The organism is Nocardioides sp. NPDC101246, assembly GCF_044767415.1.
GTDB lineage: Bacteria > Actinomycetota > Actinomycetes > Propionibacteriales > Nocardioidaceae > Nocardioides.
Window position 1 is genome coordinate 414,982 of record NZ_JBIWNX010000002.1, and the last position, 21,508, is coordinate 436,489.

A 21,508-nucleotide genomic window follows, 5' to 3' on the forward strand; every position below is an offset into this window, starting at 1 on the left:
CATCCAATCAAACTAGCGGTTCTTTTCCGTAGTTCCTGGCTTGCGCTCACCGAGCAGCTCGTTGAGACGGTCCTCGCGGCGGGTCTGCAGGCGCGTGGCCGGACTGAGCGTGGGGGCGGTGTCGACGGCCCGCTCCATCGCCGCGCCGAGCTTGGAGACGTACGGCATCTTCTGCCCGCGGTGGGGGAAGACCGTGTAGACGATCACGAGTCCGGCCAGCGTGAGGATGAGCAGCATCGCCACGAAGATGACAAGGATGGTCAGCACTGGCTCGGCCAGCCCCCTTCTGGATACGCACGGACGGCGTCCACCCTTTCACACCGCACGTCCGGAGCACACAACGCCGCGCGCGCCCGCACGCATCCCGGCGTACGGCGCGGGATCTCGACAACCCGCACCGGGCCGGTAGTGTTTCACGGCATGAGGATCATCGGGACAATGATGGTCCGGGACGAGGTCGACATCGTCGCCGCGATGATCGAGCACCACCTGGACCAGGGTGTCGACACCTTGATCGTCACGGACAACGCGTCGGTCGACGGCACCACCGAGGTGCTCGAGCGCTACGCGGCAACGGGACGGGTCGAGCTCCACCACGACCCCGTCCACGAGAAGCAGCAGGGCAAGGTCGTCACCTCGATGGCCCGACGTGCCCGCACCCACTTCCGCGCCGACTGGGTCCTCAACCTCGATGCCGACGAGTTCCTGGTGCCCAAGGACAAGGGCATGACCGTACGCCAAGCGCTCGAGGCCACTCCCCTGTCGCTGAACGCGTTCACCGTCGAGGTGGAGAACCTCGTGGGCCCGCCCGCCTGGACAGGTGGCGGCATCGACCGGCTCCAGTGGCGCGACCGACGCTCCGACGAGCGCCTCGAGGCGGTCGGGCTCCACGCCCACCCGACGCCCAACGCCATCCACCGCGGCGAGTCGGACATCAAGGTCGTCCAGGGCAACCACTTCGTCTCGATGATGAGCAACGGCCAGCCCGCCGACGAGGTCGCTCTCGAGGTGCTCCACCTCCCGTGGCGCTCCTGGGCCCAGCTCGAGCGCAAGGTGATCAACGCCGGCAAGGGCTACGAGGCCAACCCGGACCTGAAGCCGAGCCCCCGCCACCACGGGATGCGCGACTACCAGCGCTACCTGAACGGCACGCTGCAGGACGCCTACCTCGCGCGCACGCCCACCCGGGCCGAGCTCGCCGCCGGCGCCTTCTCCGGGGACTACTCCTTCGATGACTGGCTGACCAACCACCTGCACATCGTGCTCGGCCGCTCGCTCGCCCCCGACCTCATGCGGGACGTGCTCGACCCCGAGAACGACAAGGCCGTCCCCGACGACGAGCACGCCCTCGGTGCCGAGCGCGGTCGGTCCGCACTGGCCGCCGAGCCCTACATCCCACCCCGCAAACGCTGAAACTCATCACCAGGAGGACCTGTCTTGCCCACCTTCAGGGGCGCCGTACGCCGCGGCCTCGCCGCCGCGGGTCTGCAGACCGTCCGCGCCGCCGATGCCGAGGCCGCGCGCCTGCACGGCCGGATCGACGAGCTCAAGCAGCGCAACCAGAAGCTGCGTACGAAGGTGGAGGGGCTGCAGGGCGACCGAAACCGCACCACCGCGGTCCCGGCCATCCCCGGCCTGGACCGGCTCGAGCTGCGCCGCGAGCAGGTGCTCGCCGGGGTCAAGCCCGACGCCCTGATCCTGGAGATCGGCCCCGCGCACAACGCGATCCTGCCCAAGCGGGACGGCTACGACGTACGCATCGTCGACTATCTCGACCGCGGCGGTCTGGTGCAGCGCTATGCCGGCTTCTCCCAGTACGACCCCGATGACATCGAGGAGGTCGACTACGTCTTCCGGCCGGGAACTCCCTGGTCGGACGTGATCCCGGAACGCTTCGACCTCGTCGTGGCCTCCCACGTCATCGAGCACACGACCTCGATGATCGACTTCGTCAACGAGTGCGAGAAGCTGCTCAACCCCGACGGCGTGCTCGCCCTGGTCATCCCCGACCACCGCTACTGCTTCGACCGGTTCCGCGAGCGCGCCTCGCTCTCGCGCGTCATCGACGCCTCGCTCTACCCGTCGTCGGTGCACACCATGGGCGCGGTCATCGAGGAGCGTCTCAACGCGGCCAAGCACGGTGGCATCACCGCCTGGGGTCCGCGCCACAAGGGGGACTACACCTTCGCCAACGGCCTGGAGACCGTGAAGGCCAACGGCGAGGAGGCCCGGCGCGGGGAGCGCTACATCGACACCCACAACTGGGTCTGCACCCCCAACCACCTCCGCCTGCTGCTCCAGGACCTCGCCGACCTCGACTTCGTCTCGATGCGGGAGACCTCCTTCCACGACACCGTCAAGCACGAGTTCTTCATCAACCTCTCCCCCACCGGCGAAGGCACCGGCCTCACCCGCGAGGAGCTCGTCGTCCTGGCCGACGACGAGCGCCGCGTCCTGGACCAGGCAGTCTTCGAGAAGGCGTAGCTGGGTGTAGCCGAGTCGGCGCAACTGCACGCCTTGGAGCGAAGCGAAGCGAGCGAGGCGTACGGTTGCGCCGACTCGGCGCGAGATCCTCTACTTCAGCCCCGAGCAGCCCGAACCTGACGGAGGGCCAGGGCGGCGGCGAGCCCGACAACGACCCCGAGGACCGTCTCGGCGAGACGCGCCCAGAGCAGAGCGTCGACAGGCTGCGGGTGGCCGAGCTGGACCATCAGCAGCGAGAGCGGGGTGATGGTGACGAGCGCGAGGCCGTAGTGACGCCCGACGAGCAGCTCGGTGACCGCTTGGAGCGCGGCGACGACCACCGCGACGACGAGCGCGGGGAGCGAGACCGAGAGCAGCACCGCGGCCAGGACGAGGCCGACCACGGTGCCGACCACGCGTTGCAGTCCGCGGGTCGTCTGCGCCAGCAGCCCGGTGACTCCGAACGGCACCGCCGCGGCCACCATCGCCCAGTAGGTGTGGCTGAGCCCGAGCGCGGTCGAGACCGTACCGGCGACCACGACCGCGACGACGACCGCCGTCGCATGGTCGAGCCGTACCTCACCACGGCTCGCCTCGACCGAGGCCCCACTGCCGACCAGTCGTTCCTCGAGCAGACCGAGGAGCACGGCGATCAGGGCCGCGGCGGCCGCGACGCCGACCGCGACCGCGACCCCCGACAGGGTCACCGGAAGCGCGGCACACGTCGCCACCGCGAACACCGGGAACATCGGTCCCGGCGGCCGCAGCACGAACCGGTCCGAGAGCATCGACCCGACCGCGGCCCATACCGCGGCGACGGGGATGACGAGCCAGGCCCGGTGCGGGGAGGTCGCGACGAGCGCACCGCACAGGACCGCCACACACATCAGCGCTCCGGCCGCGGCTTGGGTCCGCCACCGTCCTCGCAGCGGCTGGCGGCCGCCGTAGATCGAGGCGAAGGTGCCGAAGCAGGCGTACGCGGCCAGCTCGATGTGTCCGGTCACGGCCAGCGCCACCAACCCGACGAGCAGCGTCACGCTCGCGCGCCAAGCGGGCGAGTGGCTCCACGGGGCCTGCGAGACCCGGACGGACTCCTGCATCAGCCGCTCGAGCCGGCCCCGGTCGCTGCCCAATCCATTTCCCCCGTGCCGCTGTGCCGTCATCGCACCAGACACCTTACGGCTACCCGAACCCACCAGATAGTTCGGGACGCTTCCGCCCGTTACCGGCGGGTAGAGCGACCGATACGTCCCGAACTACCTCGACCTCAGCCGAGTCGTTGCGTCAACTCGGGGACGCCATCCCCGACGAGGCCATCGAGCACCTCGCGACGGCCGGCCATCGCCATCACCAGGTCGAGGAGCCGGCCACTGACCTCGGGGCCCTCCCCGGAGACGTACGCCGCGTCGACCGCTCGGAGGCGAAGTCCCGCGACCAACGACTTGCTGTTGACCGCGAAGTCCTTGGTGGCGAAGAACGTCGCGACCGCCAGCAGCCCTTCAGGGTCGGGGTCGTGCCGGATGCCGAGCGGCCGCCGGATGTCCTCGCTGTGCACGATCATCTCGCCCAACCCGCCGACGCTCTCCCGGCGCGGCAGCCGGATCGGTCCGATTCCGACGAACCTCGCGAGCGTCTCCTCCGGCGAGGATCCGCGGAACTCCTCGAGCCGCCGGCGGTTGTGTACGTCCGGATCGAACCGGGCCCCGATCATGCTGCGCAGCCAGCCCGGGAACGAGAGCCGTGAGGCCGCACCGAGGTGCGCCACGACCTCCTCCACGTCCCACTCCCCGCAGAGCGTGGGCGAGCGCCACTGCTCGGGCGACAGCGACCTCAGGTCATCGGCCAGAGCGTCCCGTTCGCGCAGCTGGATCACCGACAGCTTCGTCATGCGGACACTCTGACAGGTTCGTACGCCGCCAGAAGTGAAGCCTCGGCCGACGCAAGTGACTTCTCGACCGACGTACGTGACATCTCGGCCGACGCAAGTGACTTCTCGACCGACGCAAGTGACATCTCGGCCGACGGGGGTGACGCCCCGGCTAGTGCTTGGCGCGCTCCTCGAGCGCGATGTCGAGGAGGGAGCGGGCGCGGGCGTCGAAGCCGTGGTCGCGGTGGATGCGGGCGGCCTCGGCGCGGATGTGCTCGTCGGTGCCGAAGACGACCGAGGGGTCGGGCATCGAGGACCACTTCACCAGGTCCTCGGGGGTCTCGTAGACCTGCACGGTGTCGCCGAAGACGTCGCGGAGGCCGACGACGTCGTCGGAGATGACCCGGGCGCCGGAGGCGACGGCGTCGAAGAGCCGGTTGGAGATGAAGCCGTAGTCGCGCATGTCGGCCCAGTGGTCGTTGAGCACGACGCCGGCGGCCCGGTATTCGGCACCGAGCCGGGTGTTGGACATGTGCTGGGCCTTGACGTAGTGGCGCGGGATGTAGGGCTCCCAGCCGTGGCCGTAGACCGACAGCGGCAGCCCGCCCTCGACGGCGTCGTGGATGATCGGGCGCTCGACGTCGCGTGAGGTGCCGACGAAGAGCACCGGGTGACCGGAGTCGGGCAGCGCCCGGTCGGGGTTGAAGAGCTCTGGGTCGGTGGCCTGCAGCAGCGGGTCGATGCGGATCCCCCATCGCGCCGACATCCGCTCGGCCCAGATCGGACCGGCCGCCAGCAGCCGGTCGAACGAGGCCGCCTCGGCGCGGGTGACCGCGTCGGGGTGGGAGATCACCCAGCCGATGTTGATCCGGCCGTCGGGCGAGGGGAAGTAGCGCGAGAGGCCGCGCAGGGTGACGACGACATCGTCGTCGAGCGCGCTCGGCCGCTCCCACTCGTAGTGATGGTCGACGACCGCCGACTGGCCGAGCTTGCGCAGCGAGCGGGCCAGCGCGCGGGCGAAGTGGGTGTCGCCCCACCGCTCGCCCTCCGGTGCCCCGGGCGCGGAGATCTTGATCGACCAGCGCAGCTGCGGGACGCCCTCGACGACCGAGGCGCGCGGCATCGGGGCGAGGATCGGGCGGGTGGCGGCGTACGTCTTCGCAGGACCGGTCGGGTCCCCGGCCGCCGCCCGGCCGACGACCTGGTAGCCGCAGGCCGCCCAGGCGGCCACGTCGTCGCGAGGCTCGGTGCGCCCGACCCAGCGGTCGAGGTAGATCAGCCGGTTGCGCGGGGCGCGGGCGAAGCGGCCCTTCGACTTCGACTCGTGGTGGACGACCTCCGAGGTGGTCACGACCCGGAACGAGCCCGGACGGAGCGCGGCGAGCCGATGGCACAGATCGACGTCCTCCATGCCGTTGGTGAAGATCGGGTCGAAGCCCTCCAGCGCGACCACGTCGCGGTAGCGCATCACCAGCGCCGCACCGGTGAGCGCCGAGAACGGGTGACCCTCGAGGCCGGCGGCGTCCTCGGGCGGGTACTCGGCGAGCATGTTGTAGGGCAGCCCGCCGTAGGGCGGGAAGACGACCCCTGCCGACTGCACCGACCCGCTCGGGTAGAGCAGCAGCGGCTGCACCGCGAGCACCTCGGGGTCGGCGAGCGCGTCGACCAGGGGCGAGAGCCAGCCGGCCAGCGCCGTGGTGTCGTTGTTGAGGAAGACCACGGTCTCCCCGGTGACGTACGGGATGGCGAGGTTGTTGCCGAGCGCGAAGTTGTGGTTGACGGTGCTGTGCACCACCTTCACCTCGGGGAACCGCAGCGGCAGCGAGTCGAGCACCGCCGAGACCCGGTCCGAGGAGCCGTTGTCCCAGACCACGACCTCGAGCCGCTTGTCCCCCGCACCGTGCCCCATCACGGCCTCGACCGCGCCCACGGTCAGCAGCGAGTCGTCGTAGGTGGGGATGACGACCGAGACCACGTCCGGGTCAGGGGTGTGCGAGGCGAGAGCTGCCCAGTCGACGAAGGTCCGGTTGCGTACGACGTCCTCCCACGACTCCAGGTCGTGGGGGTCGAGCGCGAGCCGGTCCTGGCGCGGGCGGCGCGGGTTGATGCCCTGACGCCGCTCGACACCGACCTCGGGCACGACCTCGACGGTGGCCTCGGAGGTCAGCCGCAGCGCGAGGTCGTAGGCCCAGCCGAAGCCGATGTCGTCGCGGGGACCGCCGACCTCGGCCAGCAGCGGCGCCGAGATCAGCAGCCGCGAGAGCAGGGTCCGCATCAGCGGACCGGGCACGTCGGGTCCAGGCGAGAGCGGAGGTACGTCGACGGCGAACCGCTGCTCGGCCTGCCACGGGCGCTCCAGCACGTCGGCGACCAGCGGCCTGCCTGCCGCCTCGGCCACCGAGACCAGCCGCGCGAGACGACCGGGCCTCCAGACCTCTCCCCCGGCGACGTACGCGACGAAGTCGCCGCCCGCCTGCGCGAACGCCGCGACCACGCCGGGCTCGCCACGATCCGGGTCGCCGAGCACGACCTGCGCGCCGGGGAGGAAGTCGGCGACCGACGGGGTCAGCCCGCGGTCGATGACGATGATCTCGGTGCTCACCCCGGTCTGGGCGGCGACGCTGTCCATCGTCGCCCGGGCGAGCTCGTCGGAGGAACCGAGGTCGACGACGACGGTGACCGTCCCGACCGGCTCACGACCGGCCGGGGCGGCCGGGATCGCCGGGCCGCTGTCGATGGCCGGCCGCCAGGTCTTCGGGCCGCCCTGTCGGGCCTGCCACTCCGCGTGCCGGTCCCGGATCCAGTCGCGCAGGTCGGGGAACCGGCCGTCGACCTGCTCCATCCAGTCGTTGGCGCGGCGTCCGTTGCGGGCGCCGCGGTCGACGTAGTGACCGATCGCGCCGCCGTAGAAGCTCTCGGTCCTGCGCCGTTCGGTGTAGCCGTCGGTGTCGAAGAGCGGGTGGGTCGGCTGCAGCCAGAGCTCGGCGCGCAGCCAGTGGAGGAACGGGTCCTGGTCTCCCATCTGCTTGCGCAGCCGCGGGGTCAGCCGCGCGACGAAGAACTCCGGGTCGAAGAGCGGACTGGGCTGAGCCAGCGGCTTGGCCGGGTCCTGCTCCAGATAGTGCCGGGCGGCCCGCTTGCGGTCGAGGCGCTGGCCGACCTGCTCGGCGTACCACTCATGGTCGAACAGCGGGCAGTCGACGAGCAGACGTACGTCGTCGGCCCGGCTGTAGAGGGGTGAGTCGTTGTAGACCTTGCGAGCAAGGTCTCGCCCCCGGCGCAGGCCACCACGTGCGATGCGCTTCAACTCTTCGTCCACAGAGGGTCCCCCAAGACGCTCTAGATCGTGCTACGACGGTGGATCAGCCTGTCACAGTGCACGACAACGGTGAATGGTGCCACGCAAGGTTTAGCCAAGCACGGTCAGTTCTGCCGCCACAGCGGCAGGACCGCCTCCCGGATCTCGTCCGGCATCGGTGTCACCGGCCGCGACGGGTCGGTGTTGTCGACGTAGACGTGCACGAACCTGCCCTCGGCCGCGGCCTCCTCGCCCGGCCCCTGGAAGAGCCCGATCCGGTAGATGACCGACGAGCTCCCGACCTTGTCGACGACCAGGCCGGCCTCGACGGGCTCGGGGAACCCGATCTCGCGCAGATACCGGCACGAGGTCTCCGCGACGATGCCGATCTTCGGCAGCTTCCGCACGTTCACACCGGTCGTCTCGAAGAGGTAGGCATTGACGGCGGTGTCGAAGTACTCGTAGTAGGTCGCGTTGTTGAGGTGACCGTAGGCGTCGTCGTCGCGCCAGCGGGTGGTGATCGTGCGCCAGTGCACGTAGTCGGCGCGGGTCGGGGCCTTGCGGTCAGGAGTGCTCATCGCCGCCCAATAATAGGCAGAGCCTTAGGAGAGAGACCCCTCGACCGCGCCGACCAGGTGGGGAGCCAGCGTCTTGGAGAAGGTCGCGGTGATGTGGGTCTGGTCGCGGTAGGCAAGCACGTGGCCGATGACCAGCGGGCACCGGTCGGACGTGCAGTAGGCGTCCGAGAGGTCGACCAGGGAGGCCCCGGCGCCTGCGCGACGGACCGCGTCGGGGAGCGGGTCGGAGGTGGCGTACGCCTCCTGGCGGGTCATCTCGCACCGCGACGCCTCCGCCAGCGACTCCGCGCCGTCGAGACACGTCATCGCCTCGGAGGTCAGCATGGGGTTGTCGGCGAGCGCGACGACCTTCGTCCCCCGCTTCATCACCGGGCGCCAGGCCTCGACGAGACGGGCGACGACCGGGTCGGGCTCACCGGCGGCCAGGGACGGGCTGCGCCGCTGGGTGACCAGCACGACGTCGTACTTCTCCGTGCCGGTCAACCGGGCGAGCAGCGCCTCCCGGTAGGCACGGCGCTCGTCACCGGCCTCGGGCGCGACCAGGCCGCCGCCGTTGGCGACCATCACGTCGACCGACCACCCCGAGTCCTTCGCGACCCGGGACAGCCCGGGGATCAGCGAGGCCGCGTGGGAGTCGCCGACCAGCGCGACCCGGAGCGCGTCGGGCTCAGTCGAGCCGAGGTGGCAGACCTGGGGGCCGGCGTCGGCGGCGTAGGTCCGGCGCTCGGTGAGATAGCAGTCGTAGGCGGTGCCGGTGTCGTCCTTGCGGGCGATCGGGGCGGGCAGCAGCACCCCGTCGAGCTCCGGGTTCTCGCAGAACTCCAGCAGGGCCGAGGCCCCGAAGCACTCGACGTCACCCGAGGCCAGCGCGTTCGCCTGCTCCCGGCTCTGCTCGACCAGGTTGCGGCCGTGGACGATCCCGGGCACGGCGACGGCGGCGACCAGCGCCATCCCGACGATGGCGAAGAGGTAGGCCCGTATCGATGTCCCCAGGACCCGCCCGGTGCGGAACGGCGTCTCCACGAACCGGTAGGAGAGCGCCGAGAGCCCGAGGGTGACCAGCAGGATCAGCGGCTCGCGCAGCCAGGTGCCGAGCACCGGGCCGGTCGTGGGGACCACGACGACGAGCGGCCAGTGCCACAGGTAGAGCGAGTAGGAGACCGTCCCGACCCACTGCACGACCGGGTTGCCGACGAGAGCGCCGCCGACGTCGCGAACCGCGCCCGCCCAGATGACCAGGGCGGTGCCGAGGACCGGCAGCAGCGCCACCCAGCCCGGGAACGGCAGCGACTCCCGGAACAGGATCAGCGCACCGAGCAGCCCCGCCCAGCCGGCGATCGCGGCCGGCGCCGCCCACCGCGCCGGCGCCCGGCTCAGCGAGACCGGCAGCACGGCCAGCAGACCGCCGACGGCGAACTCCCAGGCGCGGGTGTGGGTCACGAAGTAGGCCGAGGCGCCGTTGGTCGCGGTGATGAGGACCGACGCCGCGAAGCTGGCCACGAGGACCGCGGCGATGATCGCCCGGATCGCCGGGAGCCGCAGCTCGGCCCGGCGCCGGGTGAGGAACGCGGCCGCGACGATGAGCAGCGGCCACAGGATGTAGAACTGCTCCTCCACCGAGAGCGACCAGTAGTGCTGCGCCGGCGAGGGCGGGTCCTCGGCGGCGAGATAGTCGACCGCGGCCCAGGACAGCTGCCAGTTCTCCACGTAGAAGGCGGCCGCGACCGTCTCCCGCAGGAACTGCTGCCACAGGGCCTCCGGCACCAGGACGTACGTCGCCACCGCACCGCACACGAGCACCAGCAGCGCTGCCGGGAGCAGCCGCCGGATCCGGCGGGCCCAGAAGGCGCCCAGCCGCACCCCGCCGGGCTTGGCGGCCTCGCGCACCAGGTGGGAGGTGATCAGGAAGCCCGAGATGACGAAGAAGACGTCGACCCCGGCGTACCCGCCGCGGATCGCCCCCGGCCACAGATGGAAGAGCACGACCCCCAGCACCGCGGCCGTACGCAGCGCCTGGATCTCCAGCCGCTTGTCCCGGACCAGCCCGGACTGCCCGGGCTGCCCGGACTCCCCGGTGCCGGGGGACGCGACGGCGACTGTGGTCACCGGCGTACCCTGCGGACGATCCGGCCCGCCACCCGGCGGGCCTTGCGGACGCCCCGTTCGCCGAAGGTCAGCGGGATCTCGATCCCGTGGCGCGGGCGGCCGTCGAGCTGGACGATCTGAGCGCGCTCGCCGATCCGCTCGCCGATGACGTCCTCGTGGATGATGACCGGCCCGTCGAACTCGCCGAGCGCGTCACGGCCCTCGAACCGGACCCGCCAGCGACCGCCGGAGAGGGCAGCGGTCGGCAGCGCCACCTCGAGCTGCCCGGAGGCGAGCTCGGCGGCGGTGTAGTCCAGGGTCCGGCGCTGGCGGTCGCGGAGGAACACCACCCGGAGCCGCTCGGGCTTCAGCATCGTGTGCGCCAACCGCAGGTGTGCACGTCCCTCCACGAGCGAGAGCGAGGTGGCGGTCACCGGGTCGGTGGCACCCGAGACGACCTGGCGCAGCAGCTCGGGACCCTCCTCGAGGGCCGCCATGATCCGGCCGAGCCGCCAGACCGGTGCCTCGCCGGACGCGCCGGCCTCGACCGCCTCGGCGACCACGGTGAACAGGTCGCGGTGCTTGAGCACGAGGTCGGCGAGGTCGTCGCCGACGAGGGTCTCATCGCCCAGCGAGATCGTCGCGACGGCGTTGACCAGCGGCCGCTGGAGCGTACGCAGCGGCACCACGCCGCTGTCGGCGACCAGCTGCAGCGTCTCCAGGACGTCGGCGACCGTCCGGTCGCCCCAGCGGACGTCGTCGCCGATCAGCCGGGCGGCGGTGGCCCACTGGCCCGAGGCGACCAGCCGCCAGCCCCACCGCTTGTCGCGCTCCAGGTCGTCGATCAGGTCGTCGATGACGGCGTCGTCGAAGAGCCCGACCAGCTCGGCGACCAGCGCCCGCGCCGGCTCCAGCGCGACCGGGTCGATCACGGCCATGCCCCGCAGCGCGCGCACGATCGCCATCCAGCCGTCGGCGTCGAAGATCAGCGAGGCGTACTCCGCACGCACCTCCGGGTCGCCGAGCGCGACGATCCGGCGGGCGCAGCGCAGCTCCTGCTCGAGGTAGCTGATGATCCCCGCCGGGGAGTGCGACTTCGCCGTCATCGACCCCGGTCCGGGCCGGTCACGGTAGACGTAGACCGTCTCGGTCACGATGTCGAAGCGGGCCGTGATCAGCGCGTGCACCATCGGCTCGATGTCGTTGGACCGCGAGGCGTCGGGGAACTCGATCCGGGCGGAATCCCAGAAGTCGCGCCGGAAGACCCGGTTCCAGCAGGCCCGGTTGCGCAGGGCCGACGGCACGTCTGCCAGCCTCACCAGGGTGCGCTCCTCGTCGAAGGCCGGCCACGCCCGCACCGGCCACCAGACCCGGTCGCTGAAGAGCTTGAAGAACCGGCCGACGACCATGTCCGAGCCGGTCTCCCGCGTCTTGCGCAGCATCGTGGCGTACGCCCCGCGGGGCACCAGGTCGTCGCCGTCCGCGAACGCGAGGAAGCGGCCCCGCGCCAGCGAGACACCGTGGTTGCGCGCGTGTCCCCCGCCCCTGCCGGGCGAGCGGACCACCCTCAGGCGCGGGTCGCGGGCGGCGTACGCCTCGACGATCTCGAAGGTGTCGTCGGTCGAGGCGTCATCGACGACGATGACCTCCAGGTCCACCGGATCGGCAGGCGTGGACTGGTCCTCGAGGATCGAGGAGAGCAGGTCCCCGACCCACAGGCCGACATCGTGCGTCGGGACGACGACGGAGAGCTCAGGCGTGGTCATCAGGCCACACCCTTCAGGTCGCCGGCCAGGTCGCCGGAGAGCCCGTCGAGCAGCCGAAGGTAGTCGCGCGACATGTCGTAGGGCGTGTACGCGCGAGTGAACTCGTGGGCGGCCCGATGCCGCGCCTCCTGCCCCTCCAGGGCCTCTCGAATCGCTTCGGCCAGCGCCACCGGCTCATCGGGCTCCGGTGCGTACGTCACCACCCACGGCTGGTCGGCGAACTGCCGCGCGACCGGGGTGTCCTCGGGGATGAGGGCGGTGCGGCCGAAGGTGCCGGCGGCCAGCAGCGAGCCGGAGTTGAGGATGCGGCGGTAGGGCAGCGCCACCACGTCGCTGGCCCGCATCCAGTCGGAGAAGTCGGCGGTCTCGACGAACCCGAGCCGCTTGACGATCTTCGGCGCCGAGAGCATCTCCTCGACCGTCTCCACGTCGGTGGCGGGCACCACCTTCCCGGCCACGACGAAGGTCAGGTCGGGCACCTGCTCGGCGGCGATCTCGACCGCCCGGCACAGGACGTCAAGGCCCTTGTACGCCCGGATCTGACCGATGAAGCCGACCGTCGGCACCCCCTGCGGGACGCCGATGCGCTCGCGCGAAGCGGCGTCGTCGCCGCCGTCGGGGTAGACGCCGAGGTAGGACGAGTGCGGCAGGTCGACGACCTTGTCCGGTGGGAGCGCGTAGTAGGCGGCGGTCTCCTCGACGGTGGCCGGGTTGAGCTGGATGATCCGGGTCGCGTAGCTCGCCAGCGCCTTGGCGACCGCAAGCTCGACATCGACGTAGTCGGCCTCGTGGGCGATCGAGTTGTGCACCGTCCACAGCACGTCGGCGCCACGGTCGCGCAGACCGCTCAGCACGTCCTCGAAGCGTGCGGCGTTGGCCCAGGCCTCCTCGAGACTCTCGCAGCCGGCGGTCACCGGCGAGGTCCAGTGGACGTGGAGCACGTCGCCCCGCCCCATGTGCCCCGCACGAGCCTCGAGCCGGTGCAGGCCCTGCACTCCCTCGACCACGTCCCAGCCCGCCGCGCGCGGTGCCACGGTGAGCATCGTGAGGTAGGGGTTGCTCCGGTAGTAGGGGAACGACAGCAGGGTCGAAGGCATGTGGTGGGGTCCTCAAAAGTACGTAACCGTGACGATCCCCCGAACGCCGAGAACACGTCTCGCCGGTGCCCCGGTTGGCCGGTGACCGCAGGATTCTAGGCAGGCAAAAGAACCCACTTTGACCACTCGGACGGCTTGCCCGCATGCCTTCATCACGGGTTCATCGACGGTTCATCGAACCCACCCCCGCTGGTGGTCGAGCCTGTCGAGACCCCGTCACCCAGCGCCGTCTCTCGCCTTCACCCACTCGTCGTACGACACCGGGTCGGCGTCCTTCTCCGCCTGACCGACGATGCTCTCGGTGAACCAGGTCCGCAGCGACACCATCTCCGGCGTGGAGCGCAGAGTGAGCAGCTGGTGGGTCTCGCTGATCTCGTCGGCCAGGTTGTCGGCGGCCAGCAGCTCCCGCAGCAAAGGGCCCATCTCGCGGGGAAGGGTCATCTCGATGTCGACGTGCTCCAGCCCCGCCGCGGCTGCGTCCAGGGCGGTACGACGGCCCAGGTGGCGTGCGAATGCCGGTCGAGTCACCAGCCGTTCGATGAGCTCGCCGAGCTCGCGTGGAGGGGTCGGGCCGTCCTCGGAGTCGATGAGCTGGAGCTCGCGGACCAGATCGTCGAGGCGCTGGTCGATCTGGAGCCCGAGCTGCACCGGGCAGCGGGGAAGCCGCACGGTGACCCAGTCCGCAGGCAGGGCTGCCGGCTCCGGCATCGCCTGCTCGCCGTACGCCACCAGGGGAGGCCGTACGTCATGCTCGACGCCGTCGCCGGCGAGCTCGGCCCAGATGCGCCGCCCGTCGACACGCTCCTCGATGCCCCACGACTGCGCGAGCACCGAGACGATCGCCAACCCGCGCCCGGTGGTGCCCTGGCTCACGACAGGGGGCGGAGAGACGGCTGGGAGCGGGATCAGTGCGCCGTCGTCCTCGACGCTGAGCCGTATGCCCGGCTCGAGATCACGCAGACGGACGTGCATGTACGGGCTGCCGCTGTGCAGGGCGGAGTTCGCCGCCATCTCGGTGACGCACAAGGCGGCATCGTCGATGAGATGCCGGCGGCCCCACTCGACGAGCCCGTCGGTGACGAATCGGCGCGCACCAGGCACGCTCGCGGTCTCAGCGGCAAGACGCACCCGCAGCTCGGGACGGCCTCCGTCGGACACGGACTTCATGGAGCCAGTGTGCCCCGCGTCCGCCCCGGCCGTCAGCGACTCGACCTGACGGCGCCGGTCAGTAGGCGGGTTCGGTGGACGGGGTCAGCGGACGGCCTGGGAGCGCCGGGCGCGGTGCCGTCGGACCGCGGCGCGGTTGGCACAGCGGACCGAGCAGTAGCGCTGCCGCCCGTTTCGGGTGACGTCCACGACCACAGCGGAGCAAGGGTCCCCCTCCACCTTCCCGGCTTCGCACCGGCTCAGGCGATGGATGCCTCGCGTGGTCAGATGCAGCGCCGTACCCACGCTGATCACCGCCCGCAGCACGTCGGGAAGCGAGTCGTTGGCATCGTCGCGGAAGTGGAGGTGCCACCCCTCCCCGTCGTGGTCGGTCAGCCGCGGATACGCGGTCGCAGCCGCCATCAGATCGTTGAGCAGCCGCGCCCGCTCACCGGGCTCGGGAGCATCGACGACGCGAAGCCACTCATCGATCACCTGCCCGGTGCGCCGGTGGTCGTCCGCAGACTCACCGAAGTCCATCGTCATCCCGAACTCCCGGGTCCGGGCCTCGATCCCGGCCCGGTCCTCGGGCCAGTCGTCGGCGAGCGAAGCGGCCATGAGCACGGCGTACTCACCGTAAGGGTTGAGATGCATAAGACCATTACAGCAGAGTGGCGACCATGACCGACAGCGCAACCGAGGAGTCCCGGCGCACGGACGCCACCCATGAGCACGGCTGGCTCACCGAATCCAGCCATCAAACCTCGGAGGGCCGAGTCCTCTACGTGCGCTGCGCGCAGTGCGGCGTACGTCGCGTCGATCTCCTGCCTCATCCGCACCTGCCGCCGCGGCCGCTGAGCCGCGAGCAGGGGTGACGGGCGGAGCCTCGGTCAGGCCGGCTGGGCGTCGCGGAGACGCTGCGAGATGACGGTGGTGACACCGTCGCCGCGCATGGTCACGCCGTAGAGGGCGTCGCCGACCTCCATGGTGCGCTTCTGGTGGGTGATCACCATCAGCTGGGAGTTCTCGCGCAGCTCCTCGTAGATCTCCAGGAGCCGGCCGAGGTTGGTGTCGTCGAGCGCGGCCTCGACCTCGTCGAGGATGTAGAAGGGCGAGGGGCGCGCCTTGAAGAGGGAGACCAGGAACGCGACGGCCACCAGGGACCGCTCGCCACCGGAGAGCAGCGAGAGCCGCTTGACCTTCTTGCCCGGGGGCCGCGCCTCGACCTCGATGCCGGTGGTGAGCATGTTGTCCGGGTCGGTGAGCACGAGCTTGCCCTCACCTCCGGGGAAGAGCCGCGCGAAGACGTGGTCGAAGGCGACGCGTACGTCCTCCCAGGCCTCGGTGAAGACCTGCTCGACGCGGTTGTCGACCTCCTTGACGATGTCGAGGAGGTCCTTGCGGGTCTGCTTGAGGTCCTCGAGCTGCTCGGTGAGGAACTTGTGACGCTCCTCCATCGCGGCGAACTCCTCAAGAGCCAGCGGGTTGACCTTGCCGAGCGCGCGCAGGTTCTTCTCGGCGATCTTGAGCCGCTTGGCCTGCTCGGCTCGGACGTAGGCGATCGGCTCGCGCTCGTTGCCGTCCTCGTCGGGGTGCTGCGGGACCAGCTGGTCGGGGCCGTAGTCCTTCACGATCGCCTCGGCGTCGAGACCGAGCTCCTCGAGGATCCGCTCCTCGAGCTGCTCGATCCGCATCCGCTGCTGTGCGCGGGCCATCTCGTCGCGGTGGACGGAGTTGACCAGCTCCTCGAGCTCCTTGCCGAGGTTGCGCAGCAGCGAGCGGCACTCGCGCAGCGACTGCTCCCGACCGGCACGTGACTCCTCGATCTCGGTGCGGGCCCGGGCGGCCTGCTGCACCGAGTCCTCCAGACGATCCAGCGCGTACGCCACCGCGGTGCCGACCGCTCGCGCGGCCTCGCCCTCGCGGCGCATCTGCTCGCGGCGGGCGGCCGCCTTGGCGCGCTGCTCGCGCTCCTGACGGGCCGCGCGGAGCAGCCCGTCGGCACGACCGGCCAGCGCGCGGGCGCGCTCCTCGGAGGTGCGTAGCGACAGCCGGGCGTCCATCTCGCGCTGTCGTGCGTCGCGGGCCGCCTGGGCCAGCTCCTCGCGGGCGCCGACGTCGGGCTCGTCCTCGGGGTCCTCCTCGGCCATCGCGAGCCGCTCCTCGAGCTCGGCGAGCCCGGCGACGGCGTTCTCGCGGGCCTCCTGGGCCTGGGTGACGGCCGCCAGCAGTCGCTCGGCCTCGCCGCGCGCCGCCCGCGACTGCGCGCCGAACTGGCCGAGCTCCTCGGCCACCGCGGCCAGGGTCGCGTCGGACTCGTGCAGCTTGGCCAGCGCGACGTCGACCCGCTTCTGCGCGGCCAGCCGCTCCGACTCCAGGCGGGAGGTCTCGAAGGTGGCCCGCTCGGAGACCGCGTGGGCCTCGGCGAGCTGGGAGGTGGCCTCGTCGACCGCGGCCTGCACCTCGATCAGGCTGGGCACGCTGGAGGAGCCGCCGGAGGCGAAGTGGGCGCCGATCAGGTCGCCCTCGCGGGTCACCGCGGTGATCTCCGGCGAGGCCGTGACCAACGTCTGTGCGGCGGCGAGGTCCTCGACCACCGCCACCTTGTCGAGCAGGCGAGCCACCGCGGGCCGCAGGACGGCCTGGCACTCCACCACGTCCAGGGCGTACGCAGCGCCGGCAGGCAGCGCCGGCCAGCTGCCGGTCTCCTCGGGCGAGCCACCCAGGAGCAGCCCGGCCCGGCCGAGGTCCTCGGTCTTGAGATGCTCGATCGCGCCGATGGCCTCCTCGGAGGAGGAGACGACGACCGCGTCCGACGCGGACCCGAGCGCGGCCGCGACCGCGGCCTCGTAGCCGGAGCGCACCGCCAGCAGCGAGGCGACCGATCCCAGCACTCCCGGGAGGTCGGAGCCGAGCAGCGCACCGGCGCCGTCCTTGCGGTTCAGACCCATCTCCAGGGCGTCCTTGCGGGCGGCCAGCGTGGAGCGGTCCCGGTCGGCCTGCTGAGCCTCGGCCTGCAGCTTGGCGAGCCGCTCCTCGAGGTCCTCCAGCACGGCTGCGGCGGCCTCGTGCTCGGCGTCGAGGCCCTCCTCGCCCGCGTCCAGCCCGGCGACCTTGGTCTCCAGGGCGGTGAAGTCGCGCTGCGCCCGCTCGGCACGCGCCAGCGCCTCCTCGCGAGCAGCGGTCAGGCGCCCGACCTCGTCGTCGGCGGCAGCGGCGCGCGACTTGAGCGCGTTGACCTGACCGGTCAACCGGGCCAGCCCCTCACGACGGTCGGCGGCGGCGCGCTCGAGGCCCTTGACCCGGCGCTCCTCCTCGGCTGCCGCGTCTTCGGCCGCCTTGCGGGACTCGACGGCCTCCTCGAGGGAGTAGCGCAGCTCCTCGACCTCGGCGTCGGCCGTCTCCTCCTGCTCGCGGGCCACCTCGGCCTGTGCCTCGAGCTCCTCGGGGTCGCGCCCCTGGCGCACCTCCAGATCCTCGGAGCCGGCCGCGTTGCGCACCCGCTCGGAGGCCAGCGACTGCGTGCCTCGCAGCCGCTCGCGCAGCGAGTTCAGCGCGAACCAGGTCTCCTGTGCCGCGGCCAGCGCGGGCAGGTCCTCACGCAGCGCCGCCTCCAGGACGGCCTCCTGCTCGCGCCCCTCCGCGATCGTCTCCTCGACCTCGGCGCGCCGGGCCAGCAGCGCACCCTCGTCGGCGACCTCCTTGTCGAGCTCGGTCTTGGCGGTGACCAGGTCGTCGGCGTAGATGCGGGCCTTGGCGTCGCGTACGTCCATCTGCACCGTCTGCGCCTGCCGGGCGACCTCCGCCTGGCGGCCGAGCGGCTTGAGCTGGCGGCGGATCTCGACGAGCAGGTCCTGGAGCCGGTCCAGGTTGACCTGCGTGGAGTCGAGCTTGCGCAGCGCCTTCTCCTTGCGCTTGCGGTGCTTGAGGACGCCGGCGGCCTCCTCGATGAAGCCGCGCCGGTCCTCGGGGGTCGCGCGCAGGATCGTGTCGAGCTGGCCCTGGCCGACGATGACGTGCATCTCGCGGCCGATACCGGAGTCCGAGAGCAGGTCCTGGACGTCGAGCAGCCGGCACGGGCTGCCGTTGATCGCGTACTCCGAGCCGCCGTTGCGGAACATCGTGCGCGAGATGGTGACCTCGGCGTACTCGATCGGCAGCGCGCCGTCGGTGTTGTCGATCGTCAGCGAGACCTCGGCCCGGCCCAGCGGGGCGCGCCCGGAGGTGCCGGCGAAGATGACGTCCTCCATCTTGCCGCCGCGAAGGCTCTTGGCGCCCTGCTCACCCATGACCCAGGCGAGCGCGTCGACGACGTTGGACTTGCCCGAGCCGTTGGGGCCGACGATGCAGGTGATCCCCGGTTCGAGCTCGAGGGTCGTGGCGGAGGCGAACGACTTGAAACCCTTCAGCGTCAGACGCTTGAGGTACATCGGCTTCTCCCCCGGCTCAGGACCACGTGGTCGTACACAGTTCGCAACACATCAGCGTGGCTGAGGTGAGCCAGCAAATCTAATCGCCGCTGCTCAGGGGAACCCCAGCGGGTCGAGGATAACCCGCCGAATGCCGCGATCTGCGGACCTGGCGGGTCTCAGCGCCCCAGTGTCTGCTTCACCTCGGCCCGCAGCTCCCGCAGATGAGCGTCAGCGGCCGTACGCAGCCCCGCGACCGCCTCGGGATCCGGGACGACCCGGTCGGCGAACCTCTCGGCCAGGTCGGCGGCGTCGAAGGCGGAGACGTTGGCCTCCAGCCCGATGCGCTTCATGAAGTTGCGGTTCTTGTTGGTCGCGATCATCACGATCGACGGCACGCCGTACATCGTGGCCACCACCGAGCCGTGGAACTTCATGCTCGCGAACGCGGTGCACTCCCCGATCGTCCGGGTGAGCTCGTCGAGGTCCTCGGTGTAGACGACCTCCTTGCCCGGGATGTCGAGGTCGTCCGCGTTGGACACGTCGCGGCGGCCGACGTCCATCGTGCCGAGGATGAGGTGGCGTACGCGCCAGCCCTCCGCGATCGCCTTGCCGGCCATCTCCTCGACGCGCGAGTAGTCGTCGGGCTCCTCGAGGTTGGGGCGGTAGCGGGTGACCACGCCGAGGATCGGCGCGCCCTCTGGCTTGGACGCCGCGGGGAGGTCCAGCGAGCAGACCATGTCGGGGGCGACCTTGATGTCCAGGTCGGCGGAGATGTTGGCGAGGACCCAGTCGGCTGTCGGCTGGTCGCGGACGCCGATGAACTTCACGTTCGGGTGCTCGAGGAACCTCTTGTGCCGCTCGATGATGTGCGGCTTGATCTCGGTGTTCTTGTAGATCGGCACCCCGATGCCGACCACGAAGACGGGCTTGGCCAGCATCTTGTGGTTGAAGTAGCGCGGGTCGGCCTGCCACGGCTGCAGGATGTCGCCACCACCGATGAGGATCGCGTCGACCTCGTCCACGATCTCTGCCAGCGGCCGGTCGTAGTAGGGCTTGGTCATGTTGTCGGCGAGCACCCGCAGCTCGAACTCCTCGCCGAAGTACTGCTCGTAGACCGACAGGAACAGCTCGTCGCCGTAGTTGCCGGCTCCGAAGAACCCGGCGAGCCCGATGACGGGCTTGCGGCCGCGCCGCTCACGACGGGCCAGCGCCGCCCTGATCTGCTCCTTGAGCGGGTCGGGCAGGCGGCGGGCCGCGGAACGCAGGACCGGGTTCTGGCGCAACGAGGACAACGGAGGGCTCCTGGGGGATCACGATACGGGCCGCCGACGGCGGCGAACCGCGCGAGCGTAGCGACGCCGAGAAGTCCTGGGCGCCCACCGGCCGAACCCCAGGTGAACGCTCGGCGATCACTTCGTACGGCCTCCAGAAAAGGTCGAAACCGACCCTGAGTACAGAGTCGGTTCCCCCTGAGCGAGGCCAGCCTTGGAAATAGCTCTCGCTCGTGGTGTTGCAGAGTTGCCCGCAGGTCAGGCGGGCTGCATCTCCTGCATCGAGGTGTCCAGGTCGGCGGTGTGAGCCGCGACCAGAGCGTCGTTCTCCGTCTTCAGCGACAGAACGAGATCCTCGAGCTCACGCACACGCGCACGAAGCCGAGCATTCTCGGCCGTGAGGTGGGCGGGAGTCCGCAGGTCGCTGCTCATGTAACCGATCAGCGCCTTCGCCATGAATACGTTTCCTTCGTTGGAATCACTAGAAGTTCCCGCGATACCGGGCCGTCTACAAGAGTGACACCGTAATCGGCGAGCGTCAACGTCGGGCGTCCAAAGCTGGGACCTCTGACCATACGACCCAGGGGATTCCGCCGCATTTCGGGCAAAACTTGAGCGCATCGCACTCAACTTCGGCTCAGCCGCGGCGGCGGCGCTCACGCAGCTGCATGAGCTCCTTCTTCTCCTTGCTGGTCAGCGAGTCGGCGCCCTCGGCGTGGATCTTGTCGAGGAGCTCGTCCATCCGCTGGTCGTCCTTGGAGACCGTCGAGGACTCCCAGGGACCGGTGACCACGGTCGGGCCGGACTTGCGCTTCTTGGCCTTGGCGGGCTTGGCCGCCTTCGGCTGCCCGGGAGCGCCGGCCACCTGCGGGATCCAGGCGAACCGGTCGAGCAGCCCGAACTGGCGCGCCACGAAGGCGTTGACGAAGAGGCCGACGACGAAGACCAGCAGCATCACCCAGCTGCGGTAGCCGAGGTACTGGATCAGCTGGATGCCGACGAGGATCACACCGAAGAGCCAGGCAGGGATGTTGAACATGAACATCCGGTCGGGCCACTGCGCGATCCACAGCAGCACCACCATCATCTCCAGCATCCCGAGGCCGGCGAGGACGTAGGTCGGGTCCAGCACCGCACCGAAGAGGACGGCCAGGAACGAGAGCACCGCGGTGAACGCCACCAGCAGCCAGGCGAACCGGACCCGGCCGAGCTCGTTGCGCTCGAGGTCGGAGCCGAAGTACCAGAAGAAGAAGATCGCCAAGACGTCGAAGATGCTGAACTGCGGGTAGGCGAACGGCCAGGTGATCAGCGTCCACAGCTTCAGATCGGCGAGGTTGGGCTGGATCAGGGCCAGCCCGGCCAGCACGCCCTGGCCACCCATCACGGCGAACAGGACCAGCCCGACGATGCTCGCGAAGACCACGAGCCACGTCGTGGTCACCCCCAATGAACCGATGTGGAACCAGGGCTCGTGGGGGTAACGACCGCCTGGGGTCAACCGGAAACGTTCTCGCACGGGGCCGAG

The 21,508-nt window shown here is 70.6% G+C and carries 17 protein-coding genes; 3 read left to right on the forward strand and 14 right to left on the reverse strand.

What is annotated here, in order from left to right:
• Nucleotides 1–12: 12 nt before the first annotated feature.
• Nucleotides 13–267, reverse strand: a complete 255-nt coding sequence (locus tag ACIRON_RS05120; RefSeq protein ID WP_402989780.1) for a hypothetical protein — start codon at nt 265–267, stop codon at nt 13–15.
• Between the two features lie 153 nt (nt 268–420).
• Here ACIRON_RS05120 and ACIRON_RS05125 point away from each other — a divergent pair, with 153 nt between their 5' ends.
• Together ACIRON_RS05125 and ACIRON_RS05130 are read left to right on the forward strand one after the other, a co-directional pair.
• Nucleotides 421–1,413, forward strand: coding sequence for a glycosyltransferase family 2 protein (locus ACIRON_RS05125; RefSeq protein ID WP_402989783.1), 993 nt, complete (start codon nt 421–423; stop codon nt 1,411–1,413).
• Between the two features lie 24 nt (nt 1,414–1,437).
• Nucleotides 1,438–2,484 (forward strand): methyltransferase domain-containing protein, encoded by a 1,047-nt coding sequence (locus tag ACIRON_RS05130; RefSeq protein ID WP_402989786.1) that lies wholly within the window; start codon nt 1,438–1,440, stop codon nt 2,482–2,484.
• Nucleotides 2,485–2,579: 95 nt separating this feature from the next.
• Here the strand turns inward: ACIRON_RS05130 and ACIRON_RS05135 are convergent, their stop codons facing one another.
• The 9 genes from ACIRON_RS05135 to ACIRON_RS05175 form a co-directional block, all read right to left on the reverse strand.
• Complete coding sequence (locus tag ACIRON_RS05135) at nt 2,580–3,626, reverse strand: FUSC family protein (RefSeq protein WP_402989789.1); 1,047 nt, start codon at nt 3,624–3,626, stop codon at nt 2,580–2,582.
• Nucleotides 3,627–3,730: 104 nt separating this feature from the next.
• A complete protein-coding gene (locus tag ACIRON_RS05140) occupies nt 3,731–4,351 on the reverse strand; it encodes a maleylpyruvate isomerase family mycothiol-dependent enzyme (protein ID WP_402989792.1) in 621 nt (206 codons plus the stop codon).
• A gap of 151 nt (nt 4,352–4,502) precedes the next feature.
• Complete coding sequence (locus ACIRON_RS05145) at nt 4,503–7,637, reverse strand: glycosyltransferase (protein ID WP_402989794.1); 3,135 nt, start codon at nt 7,635–7,637, stop codon at nt 4,503–4,505.
• Nucleotides 7,638–7,753: 116 nt separating this feature from the next.
• Nucleotides 7,754–8,206, reverse strand: coding sequence for a thioesterase family protein (locus ACIRON_RS05150; protein WP_350834662.1), 453 nt, complete (start codon nt 8,204–8,206; stop codon nt 7,754–7,756).
• Between the two features lie 24 nt (nt 8,207–8,230).
• Complete coding sequence (locus tag ACIRON_RS05155; RefSeq protein WP_402989798.1) at nt 8,231–10,312, reverse strand: acyltransferase family protein; 2,082 nt, start codon at nt 10,310–10,312, stop codon at nt 8,231–8,233.
• Nucleotides 10,309–12,057, reverse strand: a complete 1,749-nt coding sequence (locus ACIRON_RS05160) for a glycosyltransferase (RefSeq protein ID WP_402989801.1) — start codon at nt 12,055–12,057, stop codon at nt 10,309–10,311. Before ACIRON_RS05160 ends, ACIRON_RS05155 begins: the two co-directional genes overlap by 4 nt.
• Nucleotides 12,057–13,154, reverse strand: a complete 1,098-nt coding sequence (locus ACIRON_RS05165; RefSeq protein ID WP_402989804.1) for a glycosyltransferase — start codon at nt 13,152–13,154, stop codon at nt 12,057–12,059. Before ACIRON_RS05165 ends, ACIRON_RS05160 begins: the two co-directional genes overlap by 1 nt.
• Nucleotides 13,155–13,370: 216 nt before the next feature.
• Nucleotides 13,371–14,321: an ATP-binding protein gene (locus ACIRON_RS05170; RefSeq protein ID WP_402989807.1), complete on the reverse strand. Its 951-nt coding sequence runs from the start codon at nt 14,319–14,321 to the stop codon at nt 13,371–13,373.
• A gap of 84 nt (nt 14,322–14,405) precedes the next feature.
• Entirely contained in the window at nt 14,406–14,954 is a 549-nt protein-coding gene (locus tag ACIRON_RS05175) for a CGNR zinc finger domain-containing protein (RefSeq protein WP_402989810.1), read from the reverse strand.
• 26 nt (nt 14,955–14,980) lie between these two features.
• Here ACIRON_RS05175 and ACIRON_RS05180 point away from each other — a divergent pair, with 26 nt between their 5' ends.
• A complete protein-coding gene (locus ACIRON_RS05180) occupies nt 14,981–15,175 on the forward strand; it encodes a hypothetical protein (protein ID WP_402989812.1) in 195 nt (64 codons plus the stop codon).
• Between the two features lie 15 nt (nt 15,176–15,190).
• On the opposite strand, the gene smc is transcribed toward ACIRON_RS05180, so the two are convergent.
• From smc to ACIRON_RS05200, 4 genes are all read right to left on the reverse strand, one after another.
• Complete coding sequence (gene smc / locus ACIRON_RS05185; RefSeq protein ID WP_402989815.1) at nt 15,191–18,730, reverse strand: chromosome segregation protein SMC; 3,540 nt, start codon at nt 18,728–18,730, stop codon at nt 15,191–15,193.
• 158 nt (nt 18,731–18,888) lie between these two features.
• Nucleotides 18,889–20,004, reverse strand: coding sequence for a polysaccharide pyruvyl transferase family protein (locus ACIRON_RS05190; RefSeq protein WP_402989817.1), 1,116 nt, complete (start codon nt 20,002–20,004; stop codon nt 18,889–18,891).
• 237 nt (nt 20,005–20,241) lie between these two features.
• Nucleotides 20,242–20,439, reverse strand: coding sequence for a hypothetical protein (locus ACIRON_RS05195; protein ID WP_045548398.1), 198 nt, complete (start codon nt 20,437–20,439; stop codon nt 20,242–20,244).
• A 181-nt stretch (nt 20,440–20,620) separates the two neighbouring features.
• Entirely contained in the window at nt 20,621–21,424 is an 804-nt protein-coding gene (locus ACIRON_RS05200) for a DUF6576 domain-containing protein (RefSeq protein WP_402989821.1), read from the reverse strand.
• Nucleotides 21,425–21,508: the final 84 nt, after the last annotated feature.